Raw genomic sequence first — 26,531 nt, forward strand, 5'->3', positions numbered from 1 at the left:
GCCGCAGCGTCTCACCCGAGACACCCAGCCGTGCCGCGATCACCTCGACAGGATCAACCTCGCCGGTCGAGGTGTCCAACGCGAGCAGCACCTGCGCCCGCCTGATCATCGAGGCCGGATGCACACCCGTGGTGGTGACCCGAACCAACGCTTCACGATCGGCCGCGGTCAAGGTGACCGGCCGCTTCTTCTGTGACGGCATGACTTGTCCTGACCGGCAGAGGGGACGAGGAAGATCTGCCAACACCAGCCTGCCACACCCCAGAACTAAACNGCGACGGTCTACTAGGCTAAACGGCATTGCTCCCCGAGGTGTGGCCGCCGTGGGCGATTGCGGGGGTTTCGCTCGCGGCGGATAAGTCGGGTGTTCCGGACAGGCCTGAGGCGTTCTGGGTGTTGATCAGGTTCTGGGTTCTGGGTTTAGCAGTGCGTCAGGATCGCCTTAGAGAAGTCGGGCGAGCGGGGGACAGGTCCGCCCGCGGACGGCTCCTTGCCGAATGATCCGCAACCGTTGGCAAACGGCCTGGTCGAGTTGACGTTTCACGATTGCCGGGCGGACGAGTGCGGGGAGAAGGCGTCAGGATATGGTCGCCGCCAGCGCGAGCAGCACCAGGGCGCTGACAGCGGCGATCGTCCGGATGGAGTTGAAGAAGTCCCAGCGGGCCCGCTGGGACTGCCAGTCGCTCGGCGGCGCGCCCGGCGTCCAGGTGGCCATCGCGTTGTTGATCGGGAGGTCGCCACGCACGGTGACAATGATGTTGGTGAAAACGCCCACCGCGGCGACCGCGGCCAGGATCGCGCAGGCGGCGGAGCCAACTACGGCGGCGACCGCCGTCAGGGCCACCGTCGAGAGCAGGCAGGCAATCTGCAGCGGCTTCATGAACTTCGGGTAGCTGATGTCGAACGCCTGCTTGACGAGTACGTAGGTGGTCGCGGGCAGGGAATGCATCGCAGGCCGCACGGCGACCAGACCAATGGTCATCGTCCCCGCGACGAGCCCGGCCAGCACGAGGGAGACTACGACAAGGGTCGAGACCATGATTTTTTGGCTCTCCATCCATCAGACGCCGCTGAGTGGATGTGTTCATACCAAGCCGGACGGGTCGTCGCGACCCGTTGTCCTTTTCCTGCCTGGCGTGCCGGACGGCGCAGCGGGATGGCCCGTGGCGGGGGTAATGCGGGCTACCGGGCGGTTGACGCCCGGCGGCGTGCCGGGCGGGTGAGTCGATCCGTCACGAATTGTAATCGGTGCGATGCTTCCTGGCGAGGGTGGGCTGGCCGGTCGATGAGCCTTGGCTGGCTCGTATCCGCAAGCCGTCCCCGCTGGGAACCGGCGTGTGAGGTTGTTCGCCGGCAGACTGGTTGATCGATCTCCTCACGCTCGGCGAACGACAGATGCCGAGGCGACCGCTTGGGAGCGCATGGCACCCTCGACCGTTCATGAACGCAGGTCGCGCTTGACCGCGACCTGCTCAGCTCGCGGATGAGGCTCGCTTGCCGGTGGCGCGTTCATGGGCACGTAGGGTGTCGACGGCCAGGCGGCGCTCGGCCGGGGTCAGCGGTTGGAGGGCCTCTCGCCAGGCGGTGGCACCTGGACCGAGCCATCCCTCGATCGCCGGACGGCTGACGTCGGCGATGCTCACGATTCGCCGCCGCCGGTCGTCGGGATCCTCGCGGCGCTCCACGACCCCGCCGCGGCTGAGGTCGGCGACCATGAGGCTGACCGTCATCGGCGCCACCTCCAACCGCGCGGCCAGGGCATTCACGGTCATGAGCCCGTCGAAAAGCAGGTACGACAGCAGCGACAGGTGCCGGGGGCCGAGGGCCAGTTCGGCCAGCTCATCCGGCGGCGGTGTCCGCTTGGCCCGCCCGACCAGTTGCGGCATCAGCAGCAGGAGCTCTCGGACGGCCTCGTCCACGTCGAACTCGCCGCCGCGCCCAGGGCTGGTTGACACTTCCCTCCCCGTCGTAGTTAGCGTTGCTGGAAAGGGCCGCGAAGGCCGGCGTGCGCTATCTGGTGCTGCTGTCCTCGCCGGCGTCCTCTGAAGTCGGAGAGTTCGACCAGCCCATCGGGCTGGTGCACCGCGCGGTCGAGCGGGCCGTCGCCGAGTCCGGGATCGCGCACACCGTGCTCTACCCGAGCTGGCTCGCTACCTAATGCCCGGCGCGACTGGGCCGAGCAGATCCGTATGACCGGGCGGGTCGCGCTGGCCTTCGGGGATGCGTCCTGCACGCCGATTCAGACCTCTTCGCCCGCATCGGGTTGATTTTTCGCTCCTGATCGAGTTGCCGGTTCAGGTCACGGATGGGACGGTAGATGGGGCGATTCCGAGAGGGGGTGGGATATGAGATTGCCGGCTGCTGTCCGGCTTACCGGTATCCAGTACCCGGCGCCTTCTGGAATATTCTCTTCATTTTCCCACAGCGCCGATCATCCCATTCCTCGGCGTCTTTTTACCTGATCCCGAGAGGGCCGGAAATGGCCTCCCGGGAAGTCGACCATGCGCGGGCGAAACAGGATCAGGTCGCCGCCTGTATCCGGGAGACAGCCTCCGGCGCCGGGATGGACGCGGACACGGACACGCTCTCCAGGCTCGCTGAGCTCAAGGCGACCGGCGACCTGCCCGAGGCGGAAACCAGCATGCCGAGGAGAAGGTCCTGCGCTGAAACCACTCGACGAGGTGGGAAGGATGGGTAATCGTGCTTTCCTGGATGGTTCGCCGGCAGGGGCGGCGGGCGGGGCAGCGGGCGGGAGTGCCGGTGTCCCGCTCCCGGCGGGTGGCGGCTTCAGCGGCGTTGATGAGCTTCGCCGCGGCGGTCACTGTCATCTTCGCCCGGCTGATCGACCGGCCGATTGCCCTGCCGGTTTCGGTCGCCGCTGTGACGATCGCGCTGGTGGCAGGCTGGGCGGCGCTGGTCGGACGGGGGCTGCGCCGCCTGAGCGCGGCCGTAGTGGCGGCCTTCGCGCTCGGCGGCCTGATCGCCTTCGCGGGGGTGGTCGGCCTGACCACCATGCTGGTCACCGCGTGCCTGCTCGTCACGTCGGGAACCGCAGCGCGCGGCGCCTTCGGACGACACCGCCCCAGGGGGCGCATGGTTGGAGCCGCCCGGCGCGGCGTCCTGCTGGTGAACCCGCGCTCCGGGGGTGGCGCCGCCGACCGCCACAATCTCGCTCAGGAGGCCGCCCGGCGGGGGATCGCGGTCGTCACCCTCACGGAACGCGCTGATCTGCGTTCCCTCGCCGAGGACGCCGCCGACCGCGGAGCCGACGTGGTGGGCATGGCGGGCGGCGATGGTTCGCAGGCACTGGTCGCGGACGTGGCACGGCGGCGAGGGATGGCGTTCGTCTGCGTCCCAGCCGGTACTCGTAACCACTTCGCCCTTGACCTCGGCCTCGACCGGAAGGATGTGGTGGGGGCGCTCGACGCGTTCGACCTCGCTGTCGAGCAGCGCGTTGACCTCGGTCAGCTCGGTGACCGCGTGTTCGTCAACAACGTCTCGTTGGGCGTCTACGCCGAAATCGTGCAGTCCGACAGCTACCGTGACGCCAAGATGGGAACGGCGGCCGCGATGCTGCCCGACCTGCTGGGCGTGGACCGCGCTCCGCCGGATCTTCGCTTCACCGGCCCGGACGGTCAGGCCGGATCGACCGCGGACGTCCTGCTCGTGTCCAACAACGCCTACCAGCTGCACAGCCTTGGTGGTTTCGGTACCCGGCCCCGGCTCGACAGCGGCCGGCTTGGCGTGGCGGCGTTGCGCGTCGATCGCGCTCGCGACCTACCCGCCCTCGTCGCGCTCGAGTCCATGGGTGCCATCAGCCGGTTCCGCGGTTTCCACCAGTGGACCAGCCCCACCATGCGCATCGACTCCGCACGACCGGTCAGCGTCGGCGTGGACGGGGAGGCGCTGCGCCTGCCGCCACCGCTGGATCTCCGCTTGCTTCCGGCGGCTGTGCGCATTCGGATTCCACTGCACGCGCCCGGGGTCCCGGCCGCGCGGCCGGGTGTCTGGGGGATGTTCCCCGCGCTGATCCGCATCGCCGTCGGCCGGTCGCCGGCCTGAACCGTGCCCGTGCGTATCGGCGTGGGTGTCAGGTGGTCGGCGGCCCCACGACGCCGTCGGAAGGCCTGCCATCGGGGCTCCCGGGACCGGGTCGGATGGTGCCGGCGGCGGCAAGGACACCCAGCACAGCCAGAGTGATCAGAACTACCACAAGGACGAGGGCGACCGATGACGGGGTCGGAGAGTTCCACAGCGCCAGGGCCAGCGCCCCGGCCCCGATGACGATCCCGCTGGTGAGGCGGCGATGCCTGGCCAACCAGCGGCCCGCGCCGCCGGTGCGCACACCCACCCGGGTCGCGGCCCGACCGACGGCTCCGGTGGCGTGGGCGGCGCCGGAGCGGACAGCCCGGGCGCCGCGCCCCGGCCCGTAGAGATATCCAGCGACCACGATGATGACGGCTATGGTCAGCCAGGTAAGCGCGCTGTCTCGCAGGAAACGGACGAGAGTGTCGTAGATGGCCGCTGCCGCGTCCCGCGGCTGGGTGTCGGACGGGACGGAGTCCAGATAGACCTGGCGCATGACGGCCAGCCCCACGAGCAGCACGATCATCGTTACGCCGATTCCGATTCCCGTGGCCATGAGCCCGGCGCGGTGCGAGGGCGCCAGCCACACGCCCAGCGCGGCGAGTGCCACAACGGCGACCGGCAGCCAGCGGCCGAGGACGGCGAGTAGCCGCAAGGCGTCCTGAGCCTTGCTCAGTTTGTCCGTTCGCAGCAGCACGATCTGTCGGTCGACGTCGGGAATCTTGTTTGCCTTCTCGAAGCCGGCGTCGGCCAGCCGCTTCTGCACACTGTCGACGACCGGGCCGATGTCCAACACGATCGTGTTGTCCTTGGCCTGCACGGCGCTGCCGCCCTTACCGGTGAGGACCTTCACCACGGCGGCATGTGCCCGACGGTTCGCGTTCTCCCAGACCAGGGGGAACTGGTCACTGGTGACCACCCCCTCAACCACCTGATGTACCGCGCTGGTCAGGGCGGTCTTCAGCGCGCCGGCCAGTGCGTCGGCGTGGTCCACGACAGCGGGGGGAGCGCCGTTTCGCGCGAGGACGCCGGCGAGCGACGCGGTGACCTGATCGACGTTGACGTTACTGACGACCCGGCCGGTCAGACGGTCGATCACCAGGTTCTGCACCGCGGGGTCGGTGGCGAGCGGGGCGACGGTATCGACGTACCGGTCCGTATCGGAGATCGTCGTGTCCGCCCAGGTGGCAACCACGGCGAGCGGCGCCAGCACGGCGGCCAGCAGGAGCAGGAGGGACGCCCCGACGGTCCGTAGCCGGTCGTGCCGCACCGCTGCCGCGCTGCGCAGCCGCTCGTACTCCGCCCGTTCCCCGACGGACAGGGGACGCTTGTCGTCCGAACGCGCCGGGCCGTCCGAGCCGCCGCCAGCACTGGCAACCATGGCGCAGCCCTCCTGCTTTCTGCCTGGGGAGGCCGCCAGCACGGTCCCGCGGCCGCGACTTTCCCTGCGAGGAGTAACCATAAACTGCCGGCAGGCGAGACGGGAATGTGCCGCCGAGAAACTCCGGAAAAATATCGAAATCCGCTTCCTCCGCCTCGATCCGTTGCCGTCGTATGTTTGCGGGCCACCGGTCTCGGGCAGCCAATACGAGGAAAATATCCTTGAAATGCAAGTGGTCAAATTAAGGAGAGAGTAATGACGACACAGGCTCCTGAGCGGACGCTCGGCGCGATCGCGCACGGCGACGCACCAGTCTTCGAAGAGATCGTGCAGATGCACCTGAACACGCTTGAGCGGTCGGGCCTGGACGAGCGCACCTACCATCTCGTGCGCCTGGCGGCGCTCGTCGCCGTGGACTCGGCGCCCGCTTCCTATCTGATGAACCTCGCCGCTGCCCAGGAGGCAGGCCTCACCGCCGCCGATGCGCAGGGCGTGACCACCGCCATCGCACCGATCGTCGGAAGTGCCCGGGTCGTGTCGGCCGCGGGGAATGTCCTGCGCGCGCTCGGATTGGACGAGATCCTGAACGAGAGCCCGGAGTAACGGGAATGGTGTGAGGTAGAGCATGGTAGCGGTCGTCAGCCCACCGCCGGTCGCGGCCGGTTCGCGGCCACGGCTGTCCGCGAGGTCCGAACAGCTCACGCCGACCGAGCGCGCGGCCCGGGGAAAGGGCGCGAGGATCCTCGCCCCGCGCCGGATTCACGGCGAGTATGCGCCGACGTCGGGCCGGGCCGATCCGGTCGACGTGATCGAACGGCAGTCGCGGACCCGGCTGCCCGAGCTCGTCCCGCTGCGCTACCAGCGCATGCTGGAGTCACCGTTCCGGTTCTTTCGTGGTGCCGCCGCGGTCATGGCGGCGGATCTTGCCGGCACCCCGGTCTCCGGGATCGACGTCCAGCTCTGCGGCGACGCGCACATGCTCAACTTCCGCCTGCTCGCCTCCCCCGAGCGCCACCTGGTGTTCGACATCAACGACTTCGACGAGACACTTCCCGGCCCGTGGGAATGGGACGTGAAGCGGCTGGCCGCGAGCCTGGTCATCGCCGGCCGCGGCAACGGGTTCGCGCCGGCGCGGCGCCGGGCGGCCGTCAGCGCGGCGATCGGTGCGTACCGGGCCTGGATGCGCCGGTTCGCGGCCATGACCAACCTCGACGTCTGGTACGCCCACGTCGACGTGGATCAGCTGCGGGCCCGGCTCGGGGACGTGCTGGGACGGCGGTACACCAGGCGCCTGTCCCGCGCAGCCACCACTGCCCGGTCCCGCGACCGGCTGCGGGCCTTCGCCCGGTTGACCGAGGTGACAGACGGCCAGCCGCGTTTCGTCTCCGACCCGCCGCTGCTCGTCCCGGTCCGCGAACTGCTCCGCGGAGCCGAGCGCGACCTGCTGACAGATCAGCTCACCACCATCATCGACCAGTACGGCGCCACCCTGGTGGACGACCGGCGTTCGCTGCTCGCCCAGTACCGGCTCGTCGACGTCGCACGCAAGGTCGTCGGCGTCGGCAGCGTGGGTACCCGCTGCTGGGTGGCGCTGCTGCTCGGCCGCGACCGCGACGACCCGTTGCTGCTGCAGGTCAAGGAGGCGCAGGCGTCGGTCCTGGCGGATCACCTGCCCGCCAGCCGGTATGGCAACCAGGGGGAGCGAGTCGTCGCCGGACAACGTCTGATGCAGGCCGCCGGGGACATCTTCCTCGGCTGGCAGCGGGTGGACGGCATCGACGGGCGGCGCCGCGACTTCTACGTCCGCCAGCTGCAGGACTGGAAGGGCGTCGTGCTCCCCGAACGCATGGACCCCGACGGCCTCGCCCTGTTCGCGCGGCTGTGCGGAGCGACCCTCGCCCGGGCCCACGCCCGCTCGGGTGACCGCGTCGCGATCGCGGCCTACCTCGGCGCCGGAGACGCCTTCGACCAGGCGATCGCCCGGTTCGCCGAGGCCTACGCCGACCAGAACGAACGCGATCACGCGGCGCTCGCCGAGGCCGCGCGGTCCGGACGGATCAGCACGGCAGGCTGACGGGCGGGGGTGGGAACCCGTCGGGGTCGACGGTCCCCGGCTCGGCCCGGCGGGATGCGCTGGCCCTCACTTTGAGTGATGCTCTGGGTGTGGGTCGGCAGTGGGGACCGGCCGGCGGCCGGGGTCGCCACGAGCAGTCGAGAGGGCGTCTTTCCGACGCCCGGAGGCGGGCTTTGAAACCACCCAGTGGGTTTCGGGACAGATGGCGCGGGTCCTCGGCGGAGGACCTGGCCCGCCAGTTGCGGGAGAGCGATCTGATCAATGGTGCGATGACCCTCGCCGCGCTCATCCTGATGCTGTTCTTCCCGTTCATCATCACACTGGCGGCGGTGTCGCCGCTGCGCCCCGGCGGTGCGGCCGAGATCATCGTCAGGCGGATGGGGCTGAACCACGACGCCGCGATGGCCGTCGAGCGTCTCTTCACCCCCGACGGCGGCGGATCCGCGCAGTCCGGGTGGACGGTCCTCGGCGCGGTCTGGCTGACCCTGGGCGGACTGAGCCTGGCCGGGGCGGTGCAGTCGGTGTACCTGCGGGTCTTCCGGATTCCGGCGTTCGGCCTGCGCGGGGTGCCGGCTCAGGTGGTCTGGCTCGCCGGACTGATCGTCTTTCTCGCCGGCACCACCGCCACCGGGGCGGTGCTCACCGGCACGGTAGTCGGCCAGGTATGCCAGGGTCTGATTGTCATCGCGGCCATGGGACTGCTGTTCTGGATCGGTACCCGGGTTCTCGTCCGTGGCCGGCTGAGCTGGCGGGAAATCCTGCCCGCAGCCGTGTTCACCACGATCGGCCTGACCGGCCTCGGGGTGGTGAGCCGGCTGCTGTTCTCGGCATCGATCGTTGCGAACGAGCGGAACTACGGCGAGATCGGAGTCGTTTTCACGCTTCTTTCGTGGCTGATCGGACTCGGGGTCGTTCTCACCGGAGGGGCGACCGTCGGCGGCTGGTACAACAATCAGGGCCTGTCCGTCCTCCGCGCATTCAGGCGACACGCGAGATCCTCATCCGAGTGATTGCCGTATCCACCCACGGTCACGCACCCGAAATGTTCGTCGATCCACCCCGACGCCGGTGACAGCTTCTCCCCCGCCTCCCCGCCAGGACCGCGAAACGTGTGGTGACGCGCAGTTCGGGTAAGTCTCTCAACGAGACATCGCTGGTATCCGATTTCGACCTGCGCAAGGGGGCTTCATCATGGATTACCCGCTTCTGTCGGCCTTCTGGACCATGCTGCTGTTCTTCGGGCTCATGCTGTGGCTGTACCTGCTCTTCGTCGTCATCTCGGACATCTTTCGCAGTCGTGACCTCTCCGGCTGGGGGAAGGCCGGATGGTTGACCGCCGTCATCGTCCTCCCGCTTCTGGGAGTTCTGGCGTACACCATATTCCGTGGCGATTCGATGGGTGAGCGGGCAATGGCGGACCGGCAGCGGCAGCAGGCCTTGTACCAAGGGTTCCAGCCGTCCGCGGTGCAGTCTCAGGGGATTGCCGACGACATGGCGAAGCTGGTCGAGCTCCGGCGGAGCGGTGAGATCAGCGAGGAGGATTTCCAGCGGGCGAAGTCCCGCGTTCTGACCTGAGCCCCGAGTGAGATCAGTCAGTCGTGCGGGCTGACATCCGGCTGGCCGCCATCCGGCGTGTCGGCCCCGGAGGTGGTCCGGGACATCAGCGTGGCGGCGACCAGGCCGAGGACGCCGATGACGGCGAGTGTGACCATGGCGGCGGCGTAGGCGTTCGTGGTCAGGCCGGCGACGAGGATGGTGCCGGCGATGGCGGTGCCGAAGGAGGAGCCGAGGTTCGAGATGCTGCGGGAGAGGCCGGAGATCTCGCCCTGGCGTTGCTCGGGGAAGGCGGACTGGACGACGTTGACCGAGGGGGTGAGCATCACGCCGAGGCCGAGACCGATCAGCAACAGCCCGGGGGTGAACGCCCACGGGCTGCGTGATCCGGCGACCAGGCCGATCAGGAGGATGATTCCGGCAACGGTCAGGGCGAACCCGGCCGTGATCAGAGTGCCCTGGGAGCGACGTTTCGCAAGCCGCTCGGCGGCAAGCGACGAGGCGAGCAGACCGACAGTGGCCGCCGTGAAGATGAGGCCGGTCTTGATGGCGTCGTAGCCGCGTACCACCTGGAGGAACGCGGCGACGGTGAAGGACGAGCCCATGAGCAGCAGCCACTGGATGTTCTGGGTGACCAGGCCGAGGTTCGAGCTTCGGTTGTGGAACAGACTGGTGGACAGCAGCGGCTCCCGGCCGGCTCGCTCCTCGCGGCGTACCCAGTGCAGGAATCCGGCCAGCACGAGCACGCCGGCGGCCAGGAGGGCGGCCGTGAGGGCCAGGCTGTTGTCGGCGGCGAGGATGCCCATGACAATCAGGGTGAGGCCGCCTGCGGACAGGACCGCGCCGGGGAGGTCGAAGTGACGGTGCGGGTCCGGCGGGAGCGGGTCGGGGACGGACCGGCTCAGCGCGATGATGAGCGCAATGACCAGGGCCTGGAAGGCGAAGGCCGCGCGCCAGCTGATCGCGGAGGTGATCAGGCCGCCGATGAGTGGGCCCGCCGCCGCCCCGAGGCCGCCAGCGGCCATGATCATCCCGAAGGCGTGGGCTCGGGCGGTGAGGTCGGTGAACAGCAACGTGGTGAGGATGTAGACCGGGGGGATCAGCAGGGCGGTACCGACACCTTCCAGGATCGAGTTGCCGATGAGCAGTACGCCAACCCCTGGCGCGGCGGCGCTGAGCACGGCCCCTGTCCCATACACCGCGAGCCCGGTGAGGAAGCAGCGTTTGCGGCCCAGCCGGTCGGTCAGCTTGCCGCCGGGGATCATCAGCGCGGCCATGACCAGGAGGAAGACCGTGATGACGACCTGAACGGCCTGGACGGTCGTGTCGAGGTCGCGACTGATGTCGTTGATCATCACATTCATGTTCGACCCGGCGAAGCTGCAGATGAACTGCGCGAGCGCGAGCGGTGCCAGGACTCGTCGGTCGGTGCCGGCCGACCGTGGCGGGGTGAGGGGACCTGCGTCGGGCGTCTGCTCGGTCATGGTCGCCGCGTACCTCGCTTCCAATCGCGCCGCCGACGGTCAGCGGGCCAGGTACTCGGCGCGGTCGAGCTCCTCGTCGAGGGCGATGGCGGCGTCGATGAGCGCGAGGTGCGTGAAGGCCTGGGGGAAATTACCGAGCTGTTCACCGGACGGTCCGATCTCCTCGGCGAACAGGCCGACATGGTTGGCGTAGGTGAGCATCTTGTCGAAGGCGTAGCGGGCCTGGTCGAGGCGGCCGGCGCGGGCGAGGGCCTGCACATAGAGGAAGCTGCAGAGATTGAAGGTGCCCTCGGAGCCCCGTAGTCCGTCGGGGGAGGCGGCGGGGTTGTAGCGGTAGACGAGGCTGTCACTGACGAGTTCGTCGTTCATGGCGTCGAGCGTGCTCAGCCAGTCGGGGTCGTTCGGGGCGATAAAGCCGACGCGGGGCATGAGCAGCAGGGAGGCGTCGACGACGTCGGTGTCGTAGTGCTGGACGAAGGCACGGCGCTTGTCGTTCCAGCCACGGTCGATGATCTGCCGGAAGACGGTGTCGCGGGCCGTCTGCCAGCGGGTGAGGTCGGCGGGACGGGAGTAGGCGGTCGCGAAACCGATGGCCCGGTCAAAGGCGACCCAGGTCATGAGGCGGCTGTAGGTGAAGTTCTGCCGGCCGCCGCGAGTTTCCCAGATACCTTCGTCCGGGCGGTCCCAGTGGTCGGTGAGCCAGTCGATGACGGCGGTGAAGGCGTTCCAGCCGCGGATTCCGCCGATGTCCCTCGCCTCGGCGAGGGCATAGGCGGCCTCGCCGTAGATGTCGAGCTGAATCTGGTCGGCGGCGGCGTTGCCGGCCCTGACCGGCGCGGAGCGGCGGTAGCCCTCCAGATGATCGAGGATCTCCTCGGTCAGGTGGGGTTCCCCGTCGACGCGGTACATGATCTGAAGCGGTTCACCGGACGCGGTCCAGCCGGCGTCGAGGCGTTCGCGTAGCCAGCGGCGGTAGGCGTTCGCGTCGCGGGTGAAGCCAAGAGTGGTCAGGGCGTGGACCGACAGGGAGGCGTCGCGGATCCAGGTGTAGCGGTAGTCCCAGTTGCGTTCGCCGCCGATCTGCTCGGGCAGACCCATCGTGGCGGCGGCGATGGGAGCGCCGGTGGGCGCGTAGGTGAGCAGTTTCAGGGTGATCGCCGAGCGGGTGACCATCTCCTGCCACCGGCCTCGGTAGCGGGAGGCGCGCAGCCAGGTCAGCCAGAAGGCGCGGCAGGCGTCGAACGCAGCGGTGATCGCCTGCACGGTGGGCGGCGGACCGCCGGGGCGTCCGCCGCGGGCGGCGGCGTCACCGCTCTCGCTGGTGAGGACAACCGCGGCCAGCTCACCGGCGTCGAGAGTGAAGCGGGCAGAGACGTCGTGGCCGTCCGGATGGAGCGCGATCGGGGCGGTCGCCTGCACGTGAAGATCCGTATCAGGCCCGTGGAACACCACCGATCCGTCGTCGAGATGGCGCAGCGTGTGGGACGCGCGACCGTAGTCGAACCGTGGCCGGCACAGCAGCTCGAAGGGCAGACTGCCGCGAACCACCCGGGCGACCCGGATCAGCCGATGCCGCGCCGACGGGGTGTTCGAGGGGTCGGGCTCCATGAAGTCGAGCACCTCGCCCACCCCGCCCGGGGCCATGAACCGGGTGACGAGCACGGCGGTATCGGTCAGGTAGAGCTGCCGCACGCCGGCCTCGTCGGCCGCGCCGAGGTCAGCGGCCAAGCGGCAGTAACCGCCACGATCGCTGTCGAGCAACGAGGCGAAGACACTCGGCGAGTCGAACCGCGGGGTGCACCACCAGTCCACGGTCCCGTCGGCGGCGATCAGCGCCGCGGTCTGCAGGTCGCCCACGAGACCGTGATCCGCGATAGGTGGGTAGTCGTTCATGATGGTTCCTCCCGCGGTCGTCGCGGACCATGAGCCTGCCGGTGGCCCGAGCCCGCGGCATGCCCCAGCCCTGGTTGCCCGCGACGCGCGAGGGCGGCGACGTGGGCCTGCAGCACTCCGGAGTACGACCGCGGAAACCCTCGCTGCGTCGGCGGGTGAAGTGCGTGGTTATGATGCCCGGTCCAGAAGGCCCCTCCCGCATTGTTGAGCTCGTAGCTGTCGAGCTTTCCCCTGCCGCCGGCAGGCCCGCCAGCCCCCACCGTCCATCCTCCGTCCCGCGGACCATCGCCGCACCTTCACCGCAGGTGACCGGGACGGCCGCCGCGACAACCGCCGGACGGCGCCACCGAGAAACCGGGGCAGCCGCACTCTTCTTACCCGGGCGGCTGTGGACGGAAGGGGCGCTGGTGTGGCGTGTCGGTGATGACGAGTGCCGTGGATGGGGATATCTCCCGCCACACCCCGGGCAGCTCGCTCAGCGGCTCCGGCGCTCTCGACGAAACCGGCCATTCGTTCCAACCCCCCGACGGGGTCCTCCGCCAGCCCGAACGTCAGGGCAAGGTGGAACATCACCTCGGAATCCGTAGAGCCTTTTATGTCAGCGAAATGGCGGAGGTGCCCACGTGGCGTCGAGGCAACCGCCGCGTTGACAGCCAGTACAGATCTTGAATGGTCAGGGTCTGGCTACGAGAGTTCTGGATCGAGGGGCCAGGCCCCCGGTTTGGCCGAGGAATCAGGCGATGATGTCGGGTTGGTACTGAGATACGTTCGAGCAGGCTCCTGATCGTCTTGCGACCCCACTCGACCGCCTACACGATGGTCGCGAAGTTGTCGTCGGAAACGATATTCCGGCATCTCGGCCTCGGTCCAGGACCGTCGTACCCTGGCCGTCGCCTCTCAGGATGTCCTGGGCATCAAACCCCGGCGCCGCAGATGTGGCACAGCCGTTGTCGAGGTTTCCTAGCCGTTTACCCTCTCTTCTGGTCTCCTGGGCGATCCTGTATAAGGCAGGAGCACAGCATTGGACTCCGCGGTCGCGGTCGTGGCGGTGACGCTGATGGCCTACGCGCTGGTGGATCGGCGCCTGCGGCAGACGCCGATCAGCGGCGCGCTGGTGTTCACCGCGGCCGGCCTGCTGGCCAGCGAACAGGTCTCGGGACTGATCGCCTCGTCCGTCGGTGAGCACGGCGTCGCGGCGGTTCTGGAACTGACCCTCGTCATCGTGCTGTTCACCGACGCCATGGGGGCCGGCCTGGGGCCCTGGGTGACGGAGGCGCCGCTGCCCGGCCGGCTGCTGGGAATCGGGTTCCCGTTGACCATCGCTGCCGGCTGGGTGCTGGCGTCGGCGCTGTTCCCCGGCCTCGGCGTGTGGGAAGCGGCGCTGCTGGCGGCCATACTGGCACCCACCGACTCGGCACTTGGGCTGCCGGTCATCAACAACCAGCGGGTTCCCCCGCTGATCCGACATGCACTGAACGTCGAAGGCGGCCTCAACGATGGCCTGGCCCTTCCGTTCGTGACCATCTTCCTGGCCCTGGCGGAGGAGGAAGAAAGAACCGCCGGCCGCGGACATGCCGTGTCGGTGTTTCTGCGCGCCCTGGTGGCCTCCGGCGCCATCGGGGTGGCGCTGGGCGCCGGTGGTGCCCTGGCCCTACGGTGGTCGATGAAGAGGGGCTGGTCCAGCCGGCCGTGGCAGTCGGTCGCGCTGCTCGCCACGGCGACGCTGGCCTACGCGCTGGCGGACCTGATCGACGGCAGCGGCTTCATCGCGGCATGGGCCGCCGGCCTCGTGGCCGGCCTGCTCGCGCGCGAGAGCCTGGCCGCGGCGCAACAGATGCCGCAAGATGTCGCCGAGCTCGGTGTCTCCGTGAGCTTCGTGCTGTTCGGCGCCCTGTTCCTGGCACCAGCCCTCGAACACGTGACCTGGACGACGGTCGCCTATGGGCTGCTCAGCCTGACTGCCATCCGGATGATCCCGGTCGCCGTCTCGTTGTGTGGATCAAAGATCGCACCCCAGACCGTGGCGTATGTCGGCTGGTTCGGGCCACGCGGGCTGGCGTCGATCGTCTTCGCGGACCTGGTCGCCACCAGCGGTCTGCCCGAACAGCACCAGATCGTCCCGGTGGTGATGCTGACTGTTGGTCTGAGTGTAGTTCTGCACGGCCTCACCGCACCGTGGGGCGCTCAGCGTTACGGACGCTGGTACGCGGCCGCGGCAGCCCGCCATCCTGAGATGCGCGAAGCTACCCAGGCACCGCCGCCAACCCGCCTCGCCCGTCCAGCCAAGGGGTCGAGAACATGATCAGGAAGGCTAGCCTGACAACGATGGCTCCTCCTGGAGGTCGTCGGGCAGCTCGCGGCCGGCCTGCCGGGCGGCGCGACCTCCGCGACCTCACCACCGCCGGAGTCCTGGCATCGGTCGGTCGAACCCGGGCCCGCTCCTACACGGCAGGCCCCCGCTTCCCCCAGCCGGCACTCGACATGGCGCGCACACCCATGACCTTGAGGAATCCGTACACCAGCTGACGAGAACCGCCACATGTCGAGACGCCGAGGCGGATACCGAGGGTCGCGACGGTGCCGAGGCAGAACAGAAACCGTCGACCAGACCACGCCCCCACGGTCACGGTCACCAGATGGTTCGGACCGTCCAGACCTACCCGAGGTTCGGAACGCACGTTCGACACGGCGAACGATGGCGCCGACTCGGCGGTCACCGAGCATCATCCCTGGTCGAGGCCCGTGTAGCGACCTGGAAGGTATCGCGAAGGTCCCGCAGAACCCGGTGGTCAGAGGTCGAGGTCGTAGCGGTGCAGGCCGGCCGAGCAGGCCAGGATGATGCCGCCGCCCAGCTCGGGAGGCAGCCAGACGCAGTCCCGGGCCCCGCCGTCGAAGCGCATCACGGCGGCGCACGTCCAGCTCGTCGTGTCCCAGACCAGCAGCGCGCCGTCGCCGCCCGCCGTGGCCAGCCAGGCCCCGTCCGGTGAGAACCGCGCCGAGCGCACGGTGTGCTGATGGCCGGTCAGCGTCGCGACGGACGCGCCGTCGCCGACCAGCCAGACCCGCACGGTGTGATCGGCCGCGGCGGAGGCCAGCAACCCACCGTCGGGTGAGAACGCGACGCCGAGGACGCCGTCGGTGTGCCCGGCGAGCTCACGGCGCAGCCGCCCTGTCGCGACCTCCCACAGCCGCACGGTCCGGCCCTCTCCCCCCGCGGCGACCCAGCGTCCGTCCGGACTGACGGCACAGGCCTCGACGGCACCCCGGGGCACGGGTGGGCCCGACACGTCGGTCGGGGCGGGAGGGGCGGCCAGCGGCGGCAGCGGGTGTCCGGTCATGACGTCCCAGCGCGGCAGCGTGCCGTCCCGACAGGCGGCGACGGCCCAGGAGCCGGTGGGGTCGAGGGCGAAGCCGGTGATCTCGGCGTCGGCCGTCAGCGTCCCCAGGACGGCGCCCGTCACCGGATCCCAGCGGCGCAGCGCGGTGAGGTCCGCGGGGACGAGCACCCAGGCGCCGTCGGGACCGGCCTCGGCGCCGCGAACCCGGTCCGCGACGCCGCCGATCGCGACGCCGGTGCGCTCGCCGGTGTCCAGATCCCAGACGGCGGTGCCGTCGTCGGTGTAGGCGACGACCAGGGAGGCGCTCTCGCCGCCGCGGGGGGCGACGACGGCGCAGCCCCGCATCGGTCCGTCCCGCCCGCCGACGGACGGTTTCGGCAGGTCGACGTCGGTGGCCCACAACCGGATCGCGCCGTACCGGCCGCCGGCGGCCACCCACGTTCCGTCCGGCGCGAGGACACAGGCCCGGCTGGCGACCGCCCCGGACAGGTCGGCCCGGTGCCTACCGGTCGGCGCGTCCCACAGCCGGATCACGCCCTCCCGGCTCGTCGTCACCAGCAGCCGGCCGGCCCGGTCGACCGCGGCGGCGTGGATCGCCCCGGAGTCCTCCCGGATCAGACCGATCTGGCGGCCGGCGGGCATCGTCCAGCGGCGCAACGTGCCGTCGCGGCCCGCCGAACCCAGCCAGGTGCCGTCCGGCGCGACCGTCAGCGACAGAACGGGCCCGACGTGACCGGTCAGGGTCGTCGTCTGGCGGCCGGTCAACGGATCGCAGATCCGGACCACGCCATCGTCCCCGGCGACGGCGAGCCAGTCGCCGGCCGGAGCCACGACGCAGCATCGCAACGGCGCGTCCGCCAGGGTCACGGTCAGCAGCGGCTCTCCGTCGAAGGCATCCCACCCGCGCAGGGTCCCGTCCGCGCCGACGGACAGGACGCGGGCGCCGTCCGGGCTGAACATGCAGGCGGTGGCCTCGCCGTGATGGCCCCGCAACACCCGCGGCGCGGCCGGTCGACCCGGGCCGACCGCCGGGCCGACCGCCGGGCCGGCGGGCCAGGCGCCGTCCGCGCGGACCGGGGAGCCGTCGTCCCACCGCCTCGGCACCGCCCAGATCCGCACCGTCCCGTCCGCTCCCGCGGAGACGAGCGCCCGGCCGTCCGGGGCGAACGCGCAGGCGGACACGTCGCCGTCGTGCCCGGCCAGGACGGCCTGGCCACGCCCGTCGGGCACCTCCCACAGCCGGATGGCGCCGTCACCGCCGGTGGAGGCCAGCGACCGCCCGTCAGGGGCGACGGCGAGCCCGTCCACCCAGCGCCGATGCCCGGCGAAGGTGCGGCGCAGGGCCGGATGCGGCTGGTCGGGTCGCGACCATCGGTTGGTCAGCCGGGGCCGGGCGACGTGGGCCGCGAGGGCGGACCGGGCGTCGTCCAGTTCCGGGCTGCCGTCGAGGCGACTGGTCAGGACCGCGCCGAGGGAGGCCGGCGGGTCGGTCGGGCCGAGCAGGTGGGCGTTACGCAGGACGGCGCGGCGCAACGCGGCCAGCACCGGCTCGTCCGGTAGGACGGTCGCCGCCAGGGCGAGGTCGGCCTGGACAGCGACCGGGCCGAGCTGCGGGCGTTGCAGCTTGGCCAGGGTCCAGCGCAGATCCCGGACCAGCGCGGCGACCTCGGCCGTCCGGCCCGCACCGACGAGATGGCCGACGAGGTGGGTCCACGCGTAGTCGGCGGACTCCGGCAGCAGCCACCACGGCTCGCCCGGCGCCACGGCCAGGACCGCCGGCGGCACCGTCGCCGAGGCGGCCGAAGCGGGCAGGGCGGGCAGGGCGGGCAGGGCGGGCAGGGCGGGCAGGAAGGTGTCGCGCAGCGCGTCGCAGAGCACGGCCTCGAACTCGCGCAGCCGGTCCTCGCCGACCCGGACCCGCAAGTAGGTGCGCAGCACGTCCTGCAGCAGCAGCGCGGGCGGCGACCTGCGGTAGGCGACGACCAGGGAGAGGTCCGCCAGCTCCTGGCAGAGGTCGTCGACCTCGTCCGGATCGAGATCGCCGGTGGCCCCCCAGTAGGCGTCGAGCACCCGGCGCGGGATCTCGACGTCCTCGGGGAAGACCGCGAGTTCCAGGTAACGCTCCAGACGGTGCCCGGTCAGCAGGCCGAGACTCGCCGCCAGGGTGGCCTCGACCGCCTCGGTGCGCTGCGCGGCCCGGCTGACGTCGAGCCCGGTCGGGCCGCGCCGGCGCATCCGGCGCAGCACCCGCTCGGCGGCCCGGGTCAGGCTCATGCCGTCGCGGACATGCCGCACGAGCGCGCGGTTGACCAGGCGCAGCAGCACCGGCCAGCGCCCGGTCACCCCCAGCAGCCGTTCGGCCGCCTCCGGCGCCTGCATGTCGAGGTCGCGCAGCAGCAGTGTCATGGCCTCGGTGGGGAGCATCGCCGGAATCTCGATCATCCGTGCCCGGGGCACGAGGTCACGCAGCCGGGTGGTGACGAGCCGGACGGTACCCGCCCCACCCAGCAGAAACGGCTGCAACTGGGCGGGGTTCCACACGTCGTCGACGACCAGTAGCCGGGACTCGTCACCAAGCAGCGTCCCGAGGTGGAAGCCGGCCTGCTCCGGATCGGCGAGGGTCGGCCGGACGCCGCTGAGCGCCTCACTGAGATCGTTGATCCGTTCCGCGAGCCGGGCGCCGTCCAGCGTCTCCCCGATCGTGACCCAGAGCAGCCCGCCGCCGAACGTTTCGGCGATCTCCGGTTGCCGGCAGACCCCGCGGGTCAGCGTGGTCTTCCCCATCCCGCCGGTGCCGTGCAGCACGATGGGCTCCCGGACGGCGCCGAGCCGGGCCGCGCCCGCCGCACTCGCGAGCACCTCGGCGAGCACGACCGCGGTGAGCGCGGGGCGGGGCACAAAGTCGTCCCGGTCGCCGGGCAGCATCCACGGCCTGCGTGGCCGACCGGCGCCCGCGACCGGTGCGCCGCCGCCGGCCGCGGTCGAGTCGCCACCACTGAGGTCGACCGCCCGGCGCTGGCTCTCCCGCAGCTTCACCAGGGCGTCGAGGACGGCCGTCTCCAGATCGCCGGCACCGCGGAAATCGGCCGTGATGATGCCGGACTCGCGCAGCCGACTGCGGAACGCCTTCTGGCGTTCCGCATGGCTCTCGTCGACGAACTCACCGAACGGAACCTCGGCGAGATAGTCCAGCAGGAACACCAGGCGGGGCATTCCGGCCCGGGTGGCCGTGTCGAACTCCAGCTCGGTGTAGGACGTCTCGGGCCGGCCGGTCACCAGCGAGCCGTAACGAAAGCCGATGAGCCCCAGATAGACGTCGGAGGAAAGGACCGTCCGCACGCAGAAGTCGGCCGGATCGGCGTCCCGGGCGCCGAAGTACTCCATGTCGATCACCCGGTCGCCCGCCAGCGCGACGGCCCGCTCGGCGGCGGCGACGAACGATCGCTCCCGCGGAAACCGGCGCAGCTCCGCGGTATGGCTCAGAAACACCCGCCGTTCGCGCTGTACCGGCGGCCCACCGCCGGCCGGCCCCGAGCCGGGTGCCCGAATCCGATCCGAGGACGGATCAACCGGGAACGACACATGTCGCAACGTATCCGATCGACTCCGCTACCCGCATCCTCCGCCGCTGCTGCGTGGCCGCCCGGGGACGGTCCGTCCGCCTCGGCCTCGGGTCGCCGCCCGCTCGGCGCCGTCCCGCCGCGCGTCGGCGCGGCCTGCCGCGGGGGAGACGGGGTGCCAGCTCCCCCAGACCGATCAGGTAGTAAGGACCTCGTGGATTCCCGTGACGCTAGCAGCGTCGTTCCCGTCGTCCCGGTGTTGGACAGCGACGCGATGGCGGCGGCCCGGCGCCGGCAGGGCGAGCTGACCAAGCCGCCGGGCGCGCTCGGCCGGCTCGAGGAGCTGTCGATCTGGCTCGCCGGCGTGCAGGGGACCTGTCCCCCGCGGCCCTTCGAGCGGGTCCGGGCGATCGTGATCGCCGGCGACCACGGCATCGCCGAGCTCGGCGTGTCCGCGTTCCCCAGCGATGTGACAGCCCAGATGGTGGCGAACTTCGCCGCCGGCGGGGCGGCGGTCAACGTCCTCGCCCGCCAGGTCGGGGCCGCCGTGCGGGTCGTCGACGTCGCCGTGGACAGCCCGCGGCCCACGACCGTGGGCGGAGTCGACGGCACCGCGCCGCCCGACCGTTACCGGGTGCGGCGCTCGAGCGGACGGATCGACCGGACGGACGCGTTGAGCGTGGCCGAGGCCGAGCGGGCGTTCGCCGTCGGCCGGCTCATCGCGGACGAGGAGATCGACGCGGGTGCGGATCTGCTCGTCCCCGGGGAGATGGGGATCGGGAACACCACCCCCGCGGCGACCATCGTCGCGCTGCTGTGCGACCGCGAGCCCATCGAGGTGGTCGGGCGCGGCACGGGCATCGACGACCGGCGCTGGATGGTGAAGACGGCCGCGATCCGGGATGCCATGCGACGCGGGCGGCCGTTCGCCGGCAACGCGCTGTCGATGCTGCGGGTCGTCGGCGGGGCGGACCTGCTGGCGCTCGCCGGCCTGCTGGTGCAGGCCGCCGTGCGACGGACCCCGGTCGTCCTCGACGGCGTGATCGTCTGCGCCGCGGCGCTGGCGGCCGAACGCATCGCGCCGGGCGCCCGGCAGTGGTGGGTGGCGGGCACCCGCTCCCCCGAACCGGCGCAGGCGATCGCGCTGGGCGCGCTCGGGCTCACGCCGCTGATCGACGCCGGGCTGCGTCTGGGCGAGGGCACCGGGGCCCTGCTGGCGGTGCCGTTGGTGCGCGCCGCGCAGGCGACGCTGGCGGAGATGGCGACGTTCGACCAGGCCGGCGTGAGCGGCAAGTCCGAGGCCGTCGGCGGCCTCGACGCCACCGACGGCGCGGCGGTCGACGTCACGTGATGGTGGCGGCGAGAACCGCGTTCACGCTGCTCACAGCGCTCCCCCTGCGCGGGCCGGAGCGGCTCGACCGGCGTCTGGCCGGCCGCGCCATGGCGCTGGCTCCCCTGGTCGGCCTGGTCCTCGGGCTGGTCACCGCCGTGGTCGTGGTCGCCCTGCGGGTCACGACCGGGACGCCCGGCCACCGCAACCAGAGCCTGCTGCCCGCCGCGGTCGGCATCGCCATCCTCGCGCTGGCCAGCCGGGGCCTGCACCTCGACGGCCTGGCCGATCTCGGCGACGGCCTCGGCGCGCGGCGGGTGCGCGGGCGGGACCGCGCCCTGGAGATCATGCGCGAGTCGACGATCGGTGCTTTTGGCGTCGTCAGCGTCGTGTTCGTCGTGCTGCTGCAGGTCGTGGCGCTCAGCGCCGCCATCACCGTGCACCGCGGCACGGTCTCGATCCTCGTCGCCGTCATGACCGGGCGGCTCGCCGCGACCCTCGCCTGCACCGGGCACACCCCGCCCGCCCATCCGGACGGCCTCGGCGCGCTCGTGGCCGGCACCGTGCGCACGCGGGACGCGGTGCTCGCCGTCATCGGCGTCTGCGCGGTGGCGGCGCTGGCCGGCCGCCTCGACTTCGACGGCGGGGATGTCAGCCGAGCCGTGCGCGCCGTCGTCGCCGTCTGCCTCGGAACCGCCTTCTCGGTGGCCCTGCGCCGCTATCTGATCAGCCGCTTCAGCGGCCTGACCGGCGACATGCTCGGCGCGATCATCGAGCTCACCACCATGGTGACCCTGATCATCATGGCCATGACCCTGCCGACCCCCGCGGTGCACTTCCTGGGGCACCAGCGGTAGCGGCAGACCGCGGTCGCTACCGGGGGGAGGACTGGACGAAGGGGGGTCGGACGACCGTCATGGGGCTCGGGCGGCCGCGGACGTCGACGTTCACGGTGTCGCCCTCGTTGACGCCGCGGCCCAGCAGTGCCAGGCCGATGCCCTGGCGCAGCGTCGGGGAGAAGGTGCCGCTGGTGACCTCGCCGACCGGTTCGCCGCCTGCCGTGGTCACGGGCATGTGCGGCCGCGGAATGGCCCGCCCGGTCGACGTCAGCCCCCACAGCAGGCGCGCGGCCCCGGCGGCCCGCTCGGCGAGCAGCGCCTCCCGGCCCCAGAACCGTTCCTTGCCCCAGCCGACCGCCCACCCGGACCGGGCCTGCACCGGCGTGATCTCCCGCGACAGATCCTGGCCGTGCAGCGGGTAACCCATCTCCGTGCGCAGGGTGTCGCGGGCGCCGAGACCGACGGGCGACGCGCCGAGCGCCTCCCCCGCGGCGAACAGCGCGTCCCACAACGCAGGCGTGTCGTCCCAGCGAGGCAGTAGCTCATAGCCTCGCTCGCCGGTGTAACCGGACCGGCAGACGATCACCGGGTGGCCCTTCCACTCCGCCTCGACGAAGCTCATGTACGCCCCGTCGGTGGGCAGGCCGAGGGCCGCCACCAGGGTCGGGGCCGCGGGGCCCTGCACCGCGAGCACCCCGAACCCGGTGTGCCGATCGGTGACGGACACGCCCGCGGGGGCGGCCTCGGCGAGGCGGGCGACGACCTCGGCGTTGTTCGCGGCATTGGGAACGAGCAGGACCCGCTCGGCGGAGAAGAGGTAGGCGATCAGGTCGTCGACGACCCCACCGTCCTCAGCGCAGCACAACGTGTACTGAGCCTGCCCGGCGGAGATCCGGCCCAGGTCGTTGCTCAGGCAGGCGTTGACGAACGCGGCGGCGCCCGCGCCGGTCACCTCGGCCTTACCGAGATGGCTGACGTCGAAGATTCCGACCGCGCCACGGACCGCGGAGTGCTCGGCGAGCACTCCGCGCCCGGCGTATTCGATCGGCATCTCCCAGCCCCCGAAGCCGGCCATCTTCGCGCCAAGATCGACATGACGGCCGTACAACGGAGATCGACGCAGGTCTGCCATGGCGGACAGCCTAGTGCCGCCGCGATCCGGATCGGCATGAGCGGCGATGGAACGACGAAGGAGCGGCGAAGGACCGATCGCGGCGCCCGGAGGGTCGTCCACCGGGCTTGTCGTTCAATACGCTCACCGCATGACCAGCATCGCGCCCAGCTCAGCAGCTCTAGTCGATCTCGAGGCGGATGCGGTGGTGATCGGCACCGCGTCGGGCGAGAACGGCCTTCTGGTGGCCGGTGGCGCCGCCGAGGTGGACGCGGCGCTCGGCGGCCGGCTTGCCGCGGTGCTCACCTCGCTTGGCGCGACGGGGAAGGCCGGCGAGACCGTTCGCTTCGCGACCCTGGGGGCGCTGCCGGCGGCGACCGTCCTCGCGGTCGGGCTCGGCCCGCTGGCGTCCGCGTCCGCTCCCCTGTCCGCCTCGGTGGACGCCCCGGTGGACGCCCCCCTGGACGCGGAGGTGCTGCGCCGCGCGGCGGGCACGGCGGTGCGGGCGCTGGCCGGGACCGGATCCGTGGCGCTGGCCCTGGCCGCCGCGCCCGGCGCGATCACCGCGGAGTCGGTCCGGGCGGTGGCCGAGGGCGCGCTGCTCGGCGCCTACTCCTTCGACCGCCTGCGCACCACCTCGGCGAAGGGCCTGCCCACCCCCGTCGGCGCGCTGACGCTCCTCGTGGACGACAGGTCCCTGCCGCTCGCGCAGGGAGAGATCGACCGTGCCGTGGTCGTCGCCGAGGCGGTCGTCCTGGTCCGGGACCTGGTGAACACCCCGCCGAGCCACCTCTCCCCCGCTCTGCTCGCCGACGTCGCCGTCGAGAAGGCAAGCGCCGCCGGCGTCACCGTCGAGGTTCTCGACGAGGTGGCGCTGGCCGAGGGCGGCTTCGGCGGGATCATCGGGGTCGGGCAGGGTTCCGCCAACCCGCCCCGGCTGATCCGCCTCGAGTGGCGCGGCGGCGAGGGCCCGGCGCTCGCGCTGGTCGGCAAGGGCATCACCTTCGACTCCGGCGGCCTGTCGCTGAAGCCCCCGACGGCGATGGAGTGGATGAAGACGGACATGGCGGGCGCGGCCGCGGTCCTCGCCACGGTCGTCGCCGCGGCGCGCCTGCGGCTGCCGGTCACGGTGACCGGATGGCTGCCCTGCGCGGAGAACATGCCGTCGGGCGAGGCGATCCGCCCCTCGGACGTGCTGACGCTGCGCGGCGGCACCCGGGTCGAGGTGCTCAACACCGACGCCGAGGGCCGGCTCGTCCTCGCGGACGCCCTCGTGCGGGCGGCCGAGGAGGGACCGGACCTGATCGTGGACATCGCGACGCTGACCGGCGCCCAGATCGTCTCGCTCGGCCAGCGCACGAGTGGGGTGATGGGCCGCGACGGCGCCGTCGAGGCGGTCACGACGGCCGCCGCCGCGACCGGGGAGAGCGTCTGGCCGATGCCGCTGCCGCCGGAGCTGCGCAAGGGGCTGGACTCCACGGTCGCCGACATCGCGAACGTCCCGCCCGGCGGCAGCCGGGACGGCGGGATGCTGGTCGCGGCGCACTTCCTCGCCCACTTCGTGCCCGACGAGGCGAGCTGGGCGCACATCGACATCGCCGGTCCGTCGTGGAACGGCGGGCAGCCCTATGGGCACACCCCCAAGGGCGGCACCGGCGTGATCGTCCGCACGCTCATCCAGCTCGCCGAGAACCGTGCCGGCACGTCGTCGGGCCACGGCCCCACGATCTCCGGCTGACCCATCGCCGACCGACCGCCCACTGACCAACCGCCCACTGACCGACCGGGAGAATGGCAGAGCGTCGATAGCGGCCGCACCCCGCGCGATGCAGCACACTCGCCCATCCGAGCGGAAGGGGCCCCACGGCGTGAAAGACTGGGCTCGGACCGACGTGGTGTGGCGAGTCGTGGCCTGAAACGCCGGCCCGAAGGGCACGCCGATGCCGGCGTCCCCGGCCCGCCGCCGGCGCGGCCGGCCGTGTCACCGGCGTCGCGGGCACGCGACACCGGTGGGTACGGGTCACGCTTCCGGCATCACCGGCACAACCATAGAAGTCAACGAGAAGGGACCTCTGGCGTGGCGGATTCAGCGGCCGGTCCCGTCGACCTGGTCATCCTCGGTGGCGGCAGCGGCGGATACGCCGCCGCGCTGCGCGCCGCGGAACTCGACCTGAGCGTCGTTCTGATCGAGAAGGACAAGCTCGGCGGCACCTGCCTGCACCGAGGCTGCATCCCGACCAAGGCGCTGCTGCATTCGGCGGAGATCGTCGACAACATCAATGAGAGCGAATCCTTCGGGATCCGCTCCACCTTCGACGGCATCGACATGGCGAAGGTCAACTCCTACAAGGACTCGGTCATCGCCGGCCTGTTCAAGGGGCTGACCGGCCTGATCAAGTCCCGCGGCATCGAGGTGGTCGAGGGATTCGGCCGGCTCACCTCGCCGACGTCCGTCACGGTCGGCGATCGTGTCATCACCGGCCGGCACGTCCTGCTCGCCACCGGCTCGTACTCGAAGTCCCTGCCCGGTCTGGACATCGACCACGACAAGGTCATCACCAGCGACGACGCCCTGACCCTCGACCACGTGCCGGCATCCGCCGTGGTCCTCGGGGCCGGCGCCATCGGCTGCGAGTTCGCCTCGGTCTGGCGCTCCTACGGCGCCGAGGTGACGATCGTCGAGGCGCTGCCGCATCTGGTGCCGCTGGAGGACGAGTCCAGCTCCAAGCTGCTGGAGCGCGCCTTCCGCAAGCGTGGTATCAAACAGCACCTCGGCGCCCGCTTCGCCGGCGTGAAGACGACCGACCACGGGGTCACCGTGTCGCTGGAGAGCGGCACGACCATCGAGGCCGAGCTGCTGCTCGTCGCGGTGGGCCGCGGACCGGTCTCGGCCGGCCTCGGCTACGAGGAGGTCGGCATCGCTACCGACCGCGGCTACGTCCTGGTCGACCGCAACCTGCGCACGAACGTCCCCACCGTGTCCGCGCTCGGCGACCTGCGGCCGGGCCTGCAGCTCGCCCACGTGGGGTTCGCGGAGGGCATCTTCGTCGCCGAGCAGCTCGCCGGGCTCAACCCGGTGCCGGTCGACTACGACAACGTCCCGCGGGTCACCTACTCCCACCCCGAGGTGGCGTCGGTCGGGCTGACCGCCGCGGCCGCCCGGGAGCGCTTCGGCGACATCCGCACCGTCACCTACAACCTGGCGGGCAACGGCAAGTCGCAGATCCTCAAGACCGCCGGTGCCGTGACGTTGATCGCAGTCCCCGACGGTGCGGTGGTCGGCGTCCACATGGTCGGCGACCGGGTGGGCGAGCTCATCGCCGAGGCCCAGCTCATCACGAACTGGGAGGCGTTCCCCTCCGACGTCGCCCAGTTGATCCACCCCCACCCCACCCTGTCCGAGGCTCTCGGCGAGGCGCACCTGGCGCTGGCCGGCAAGCCCCTTCACGTCCACGGCTAGGGCGATCGCCCTGGGATCGGTCCGCGACCGGGTTCGCCCCGCGGCCCGATCCCGCCCAGGTACTCACGTTCACGCCAAAGCATGAGCGCCTCCGGCCGGCCGCTTGCGCGGTGCATGCCGGACGCGACGAAGGAGTCGTTCCAGCATGTCTGTATCTGTCACGATGCCCCGGCTCGGGGAAAGTGTCTCCGAGGGAACCGTCACCCGTTGGCTGAAGCAGGAGGGTGAGCGCGTCGAGGCCGACGAGCCGCTTCTCGAGGTCAGCACGGACAAGGTCGACACCGAGATTCCTGCCCCCGCCTCCGGTGTCATCAGCTCCATCAAGGTCGCGGAGGACGAGACCGTCGAGGTCGGCGTCGAGCTCGCGGTCATCGACGACGGCTCCGGCGGCGGTNCCGCCGCGGCCGCCCCCGCCGAGGCC

The 26,531-nt window shown here is 71.2% G+C and carries 20 protein-coding genes and 1 pseudogene; 12 read left to right on the forward strand and 9 right to left on the reverse strand.

What is annotated here, in order from left to right; all coding sequences use genetic code 11:
• From FF36_RS28265 to FF36_RS28275, 3 genes and pseudogenes are all read right to left on the reverse strand, one after another.
• Positions 1–202 (reverse strand): annotated as a pseudogene (locus tag FF36_RS28265) (helix-turn-helix domain-containing protein); the annotation flags it as partial.
• Between the two features lie 375 nt (positions 203–577).
• The gene (locus FF36_RS28270) at positions 578–1,039 is read right to left on the reverse strand and encodes an anthrone oxygenase family protein (RefSeq protein WP_044888254.1); all 462 of its coding nucleotides are present in this window, start codon (positions 1,037–1,039) and stop codon (positions 578–580) included.
• 433 nt (positions 1,040–1,472) lie between these two features.
• Positions 1,473–1,955, reverse strand: a complete 483-nt coding sequence (locus FF36_RS28275) for a MarR family winged helix-turn-helix transcriptional regulator (RefSeq protein ID WP_082122313.1) — start codon at positions 1,953–1,955, stop codon at positions 1,473–1,475.
• 23 nt (positions 1,956–1,978) lie between these two features.
• On the opposite strand from FF36_RS28275, the gene FF36_RS28280 reads away from it, so the two are divergent.
• Together FF36_RS28280 and FF36_RS28285 are read left to right on the forward strand one after the other, a co-directional pair.
• The gene (locus FF36_RS28280; protein WP_044888255.1) at positions 1,979–2,158 is read left to right on the forward strand and encodes an SDR family oxidoreductase; all 180 of its coding nucleotides are present in this window, start codon (positions 1,979–1,981) and stop codon (positions 2,156–2,158) included.
• Positions 2,159–2,700: 542 nt separating this feature from the next.
• A complete protein-coding gene (locus tag FF36_RS28285) occupies positions 2,701–4,062 on the forward strand; it encodes a diacylglycerol/lipid kinase family protein (protein ID WP_242422955.1) in 1,362 nt (453 codons plus the stop codon).
• Positions 4,063–4,090: 28 nt separating this feature from the next.
• Here the strand turns inward: FF36_RS28285 and FF36_RS28290 are convergent, their stop codons facing one another.
• Positions 4,091–5,467 carry a hypothetical protein gene (locus tag FF36_RS28290; RefSeq protein ID WP_044888256.1) on the reverse strand — a complete coding sequence of 459 codons (1,377 nt, stop codon included), beginning with the start codon at positions 5,465–5,467 and terminating at the stop codon, positions 4,091–4,093.
• Between the two features lie 255 nt (positions 5,468–5,722).
• Between FF36_RS28290 and FF36_RS28295 the strand changes: the two genes are divergently transcribed.
• The 4 genes from FF36_RS28295 to FF36_RS28310 all read left to right on the forward strand — a co-directional run bounded on the left by FF36_RS28295 (position 5,723) and on the right by FF36_RS28310 (position 9,116).
• Positions 5,723–6,070, forward strand: a complete 348-nt coding sequence (locus FF36_RS28295; RefSeq protein WP_044888257.1) for a carboxymuconolactone decarboxylase family protein — start codon at positions 5,723–5,725, stop codon at positions 6,068–6,070.
• 22 nt (positions 6,071–6,092) lie between these two features.
• Positions 6,093–7,541, forward strand: coding sequence for a DUF2252 domain-containing protein (locus FF36_RS28300; RefSeq protein ID WP_236706455.1), 1,449 nt, complete (start codon positions 6,093–6,095; stop codon positions 7,539–7,541).
• A 173-nt stretch (positions 7,542–7,714) separates the two neighbouring features.
• The gene (locus FF36_RS28305) at positions 7,715–8,551 is read left to right on the forward strand and encodes a ribonuclease BN (protein WP_052681539.1); all 837 of its coding nucleotides are present in this window, start codon (positions 7,715–7,717) and stop codon (positions 8,549–8,551) included.
• 181 nt (positions 8,552–8,732) lie between these two features.
• The gene (locus tag FF36_RS28310) at positions 8,733–9,116 is read left to right on the forward strand and encodes an SHOCT domain-containing protein (RefSeq protein WP_044888258.1); all 384 of its coding nucleotides are present in this window, start codon (positions 8,733–8,735) and stop codon (positions 9,114–9,116) included.
• Positions 9,117–9,133: 17 nt separating this feature from the next.
• Here the strand turns inward: FF36_RS28310 and FF36_RS28315 are convergent, their stop codons facing one another.
• Complete coding sequence (locus FF36_RS28315) at positions 9,134–10,579, reverse strand: MFS transporter (RefSeq protein WP_044888259.1); 1,446 nt, start codon at positions 10,577–10,579, stop codon at positions 9,134–9,136.
• Positions 10,580–10,618: 39 nt separating this feature from the next.
• Positions 10,619–12,472 (reverse strand): glycoside hydrolase family 15 protein, encoded by a 1,854-nt coding sequence (locus tag FF36_RS28320; protein WP_044888260.1) that lies wholly within the window; start codon positions 12,470–12,472, stop codon positions 10,619–10,621.
• 1,021 nt (positions 12,473–13,493) lie between these two features.
• Between FF36_RS28320 and FF36_RS28325 the strand changes: the two genes are divergently transcribed.
• Positions 13,494–14,774, forward strand: coding sequence for a cation:proton antiporter domain-containing protein (locus tag FF36_RS28325; RefSeq protein WP_052681542.1), 1,281 nt, complete (start codon positions 13,494–13,496; stop codon positions 14,772–14,774).
• A 139-nt stretch (positions 14,775–14,913) separates the two neighbouring features.
• Here FF36_RS28325 and FF36_RS41620 read toward each other — a convergent pair whose 3' ends face one another.
• A complete protein-coding gene (locus FF36_RS41620) occupies positions 14,914–15,189 on the reverse strand; it encodes a hypothetical protein (RefSeq protein WP_044888261.1) in 276 nt (91 codons plus the stop codon).
• A gap of 72 nt (positions 15,190–15,261) precedes the next feature.
• On the reverse strand, positions 15,262–19,299 hold the full coding sequence (locus FF36_RS28335; RefSeq protein WP_044888262.1) for a DUF4062 domain-containing protein: 4,038 nt from the start codon (positions 19,297–19,299) through the stop codon (positions 15,262–15,264).
• A gap of 285 nt (positions 19,300–19,584) precedes the next feature.
• On the opposite strand from FF36_RS28335, the gene cobT reads away from it, so the two are divergent.
• Positions 19,585–20,721 carry a nicotinate-nucleotide--dimethylbenzimidazole phosphoribosyltransferase gene (gene cobT / locus FF36_RS28340; protein ID WP_044888263.1) on the forward strand — a complete coding sequence of 379 codons (1,137 nt, stop codon included), beginning with the start codon at positions 19,585–19,587 and terminating at the stop codon, positions 20,719–20,721.
• Positions 20,721–21,557, forward strand: coding sequence for an adenosylcobinamide-GDP ribazoletransferase (locus FF36_RS28345; RefSeq protein ID WP_044888264.1), 837 nt, complete (start codon positions 20,721–20,723; stop codon positions 21,555–21,557). Before cobT ends, FF36_RS28345 begins: the two co-directional genes overlap by 1 nt.
• Positions 21,558–21,573: 16 nt before the next feature.
• Here FF36_RS28345 and gcvT read toward each other — a convergent pair whose 3' ends face one another.
• On the reverse strand, positions 21,574–22,671 hold the full coding sequence (gene gcvT / locus FF36_RS28350; protein WP_044888265.1) for a glycine cleavage system aminomethyltransferase GcvT: 1,098 nt from the start codon (positions 22,669–22,671) through the stop codon (positions 21,574–21,576).
• 130 nt (positions 22,672–22,801) lie between these two features.
• On the opposite strand from gcvT, the gene FF36_RS28355 reads away from it, so the two are divergent.
• The 3 genes from FF36_RS28355 to FF36_RS28365 all read left to right on the forward strand — a co-directional run.
• Positions 22,802–24,388, forward strand: coding sequence for a leucyl aminopeptidase (locus FF36_RS28355; protein WP_044888266.1), 1,587 nt, complete (start codon positions 22,802–22,804; stop codon positions 24,386–24,388).
• Between the two features lie 339 nt (positions 24,389–24,727).
• Positions 24,728–26,110, forward strand: a complete 1,383-nt coding sequence (lpdA, locus tag FF36_RS28360; protein WP_044888267.1) for a dihydrolipoyl dehydrogenase — start codon at positions 24,728–24,730, stop codon at positions 26,108–26,110.
• Positions 26,111–26,255: 145 nt separating this feature from the next.
• Positions 26,256–26,504: biotin/lipoyl-containing protein (locus FF36_RS28365; RefSeq protein WP_339325624.1), on the forward strand; the 249-nt coding region annotated here is incomplete at its 3' end.
• Positions 26,505–26,531: the final 27 nt, after the last annotated feature.

It is taken from the genome of Frankia torreyi, from assembly GCF_000948395.1.
GTDB lineage: Bacteria > Actinomycetota > Actinomycetes > Frankiales > Frankiaceae > Frankia > Frankia torreyi.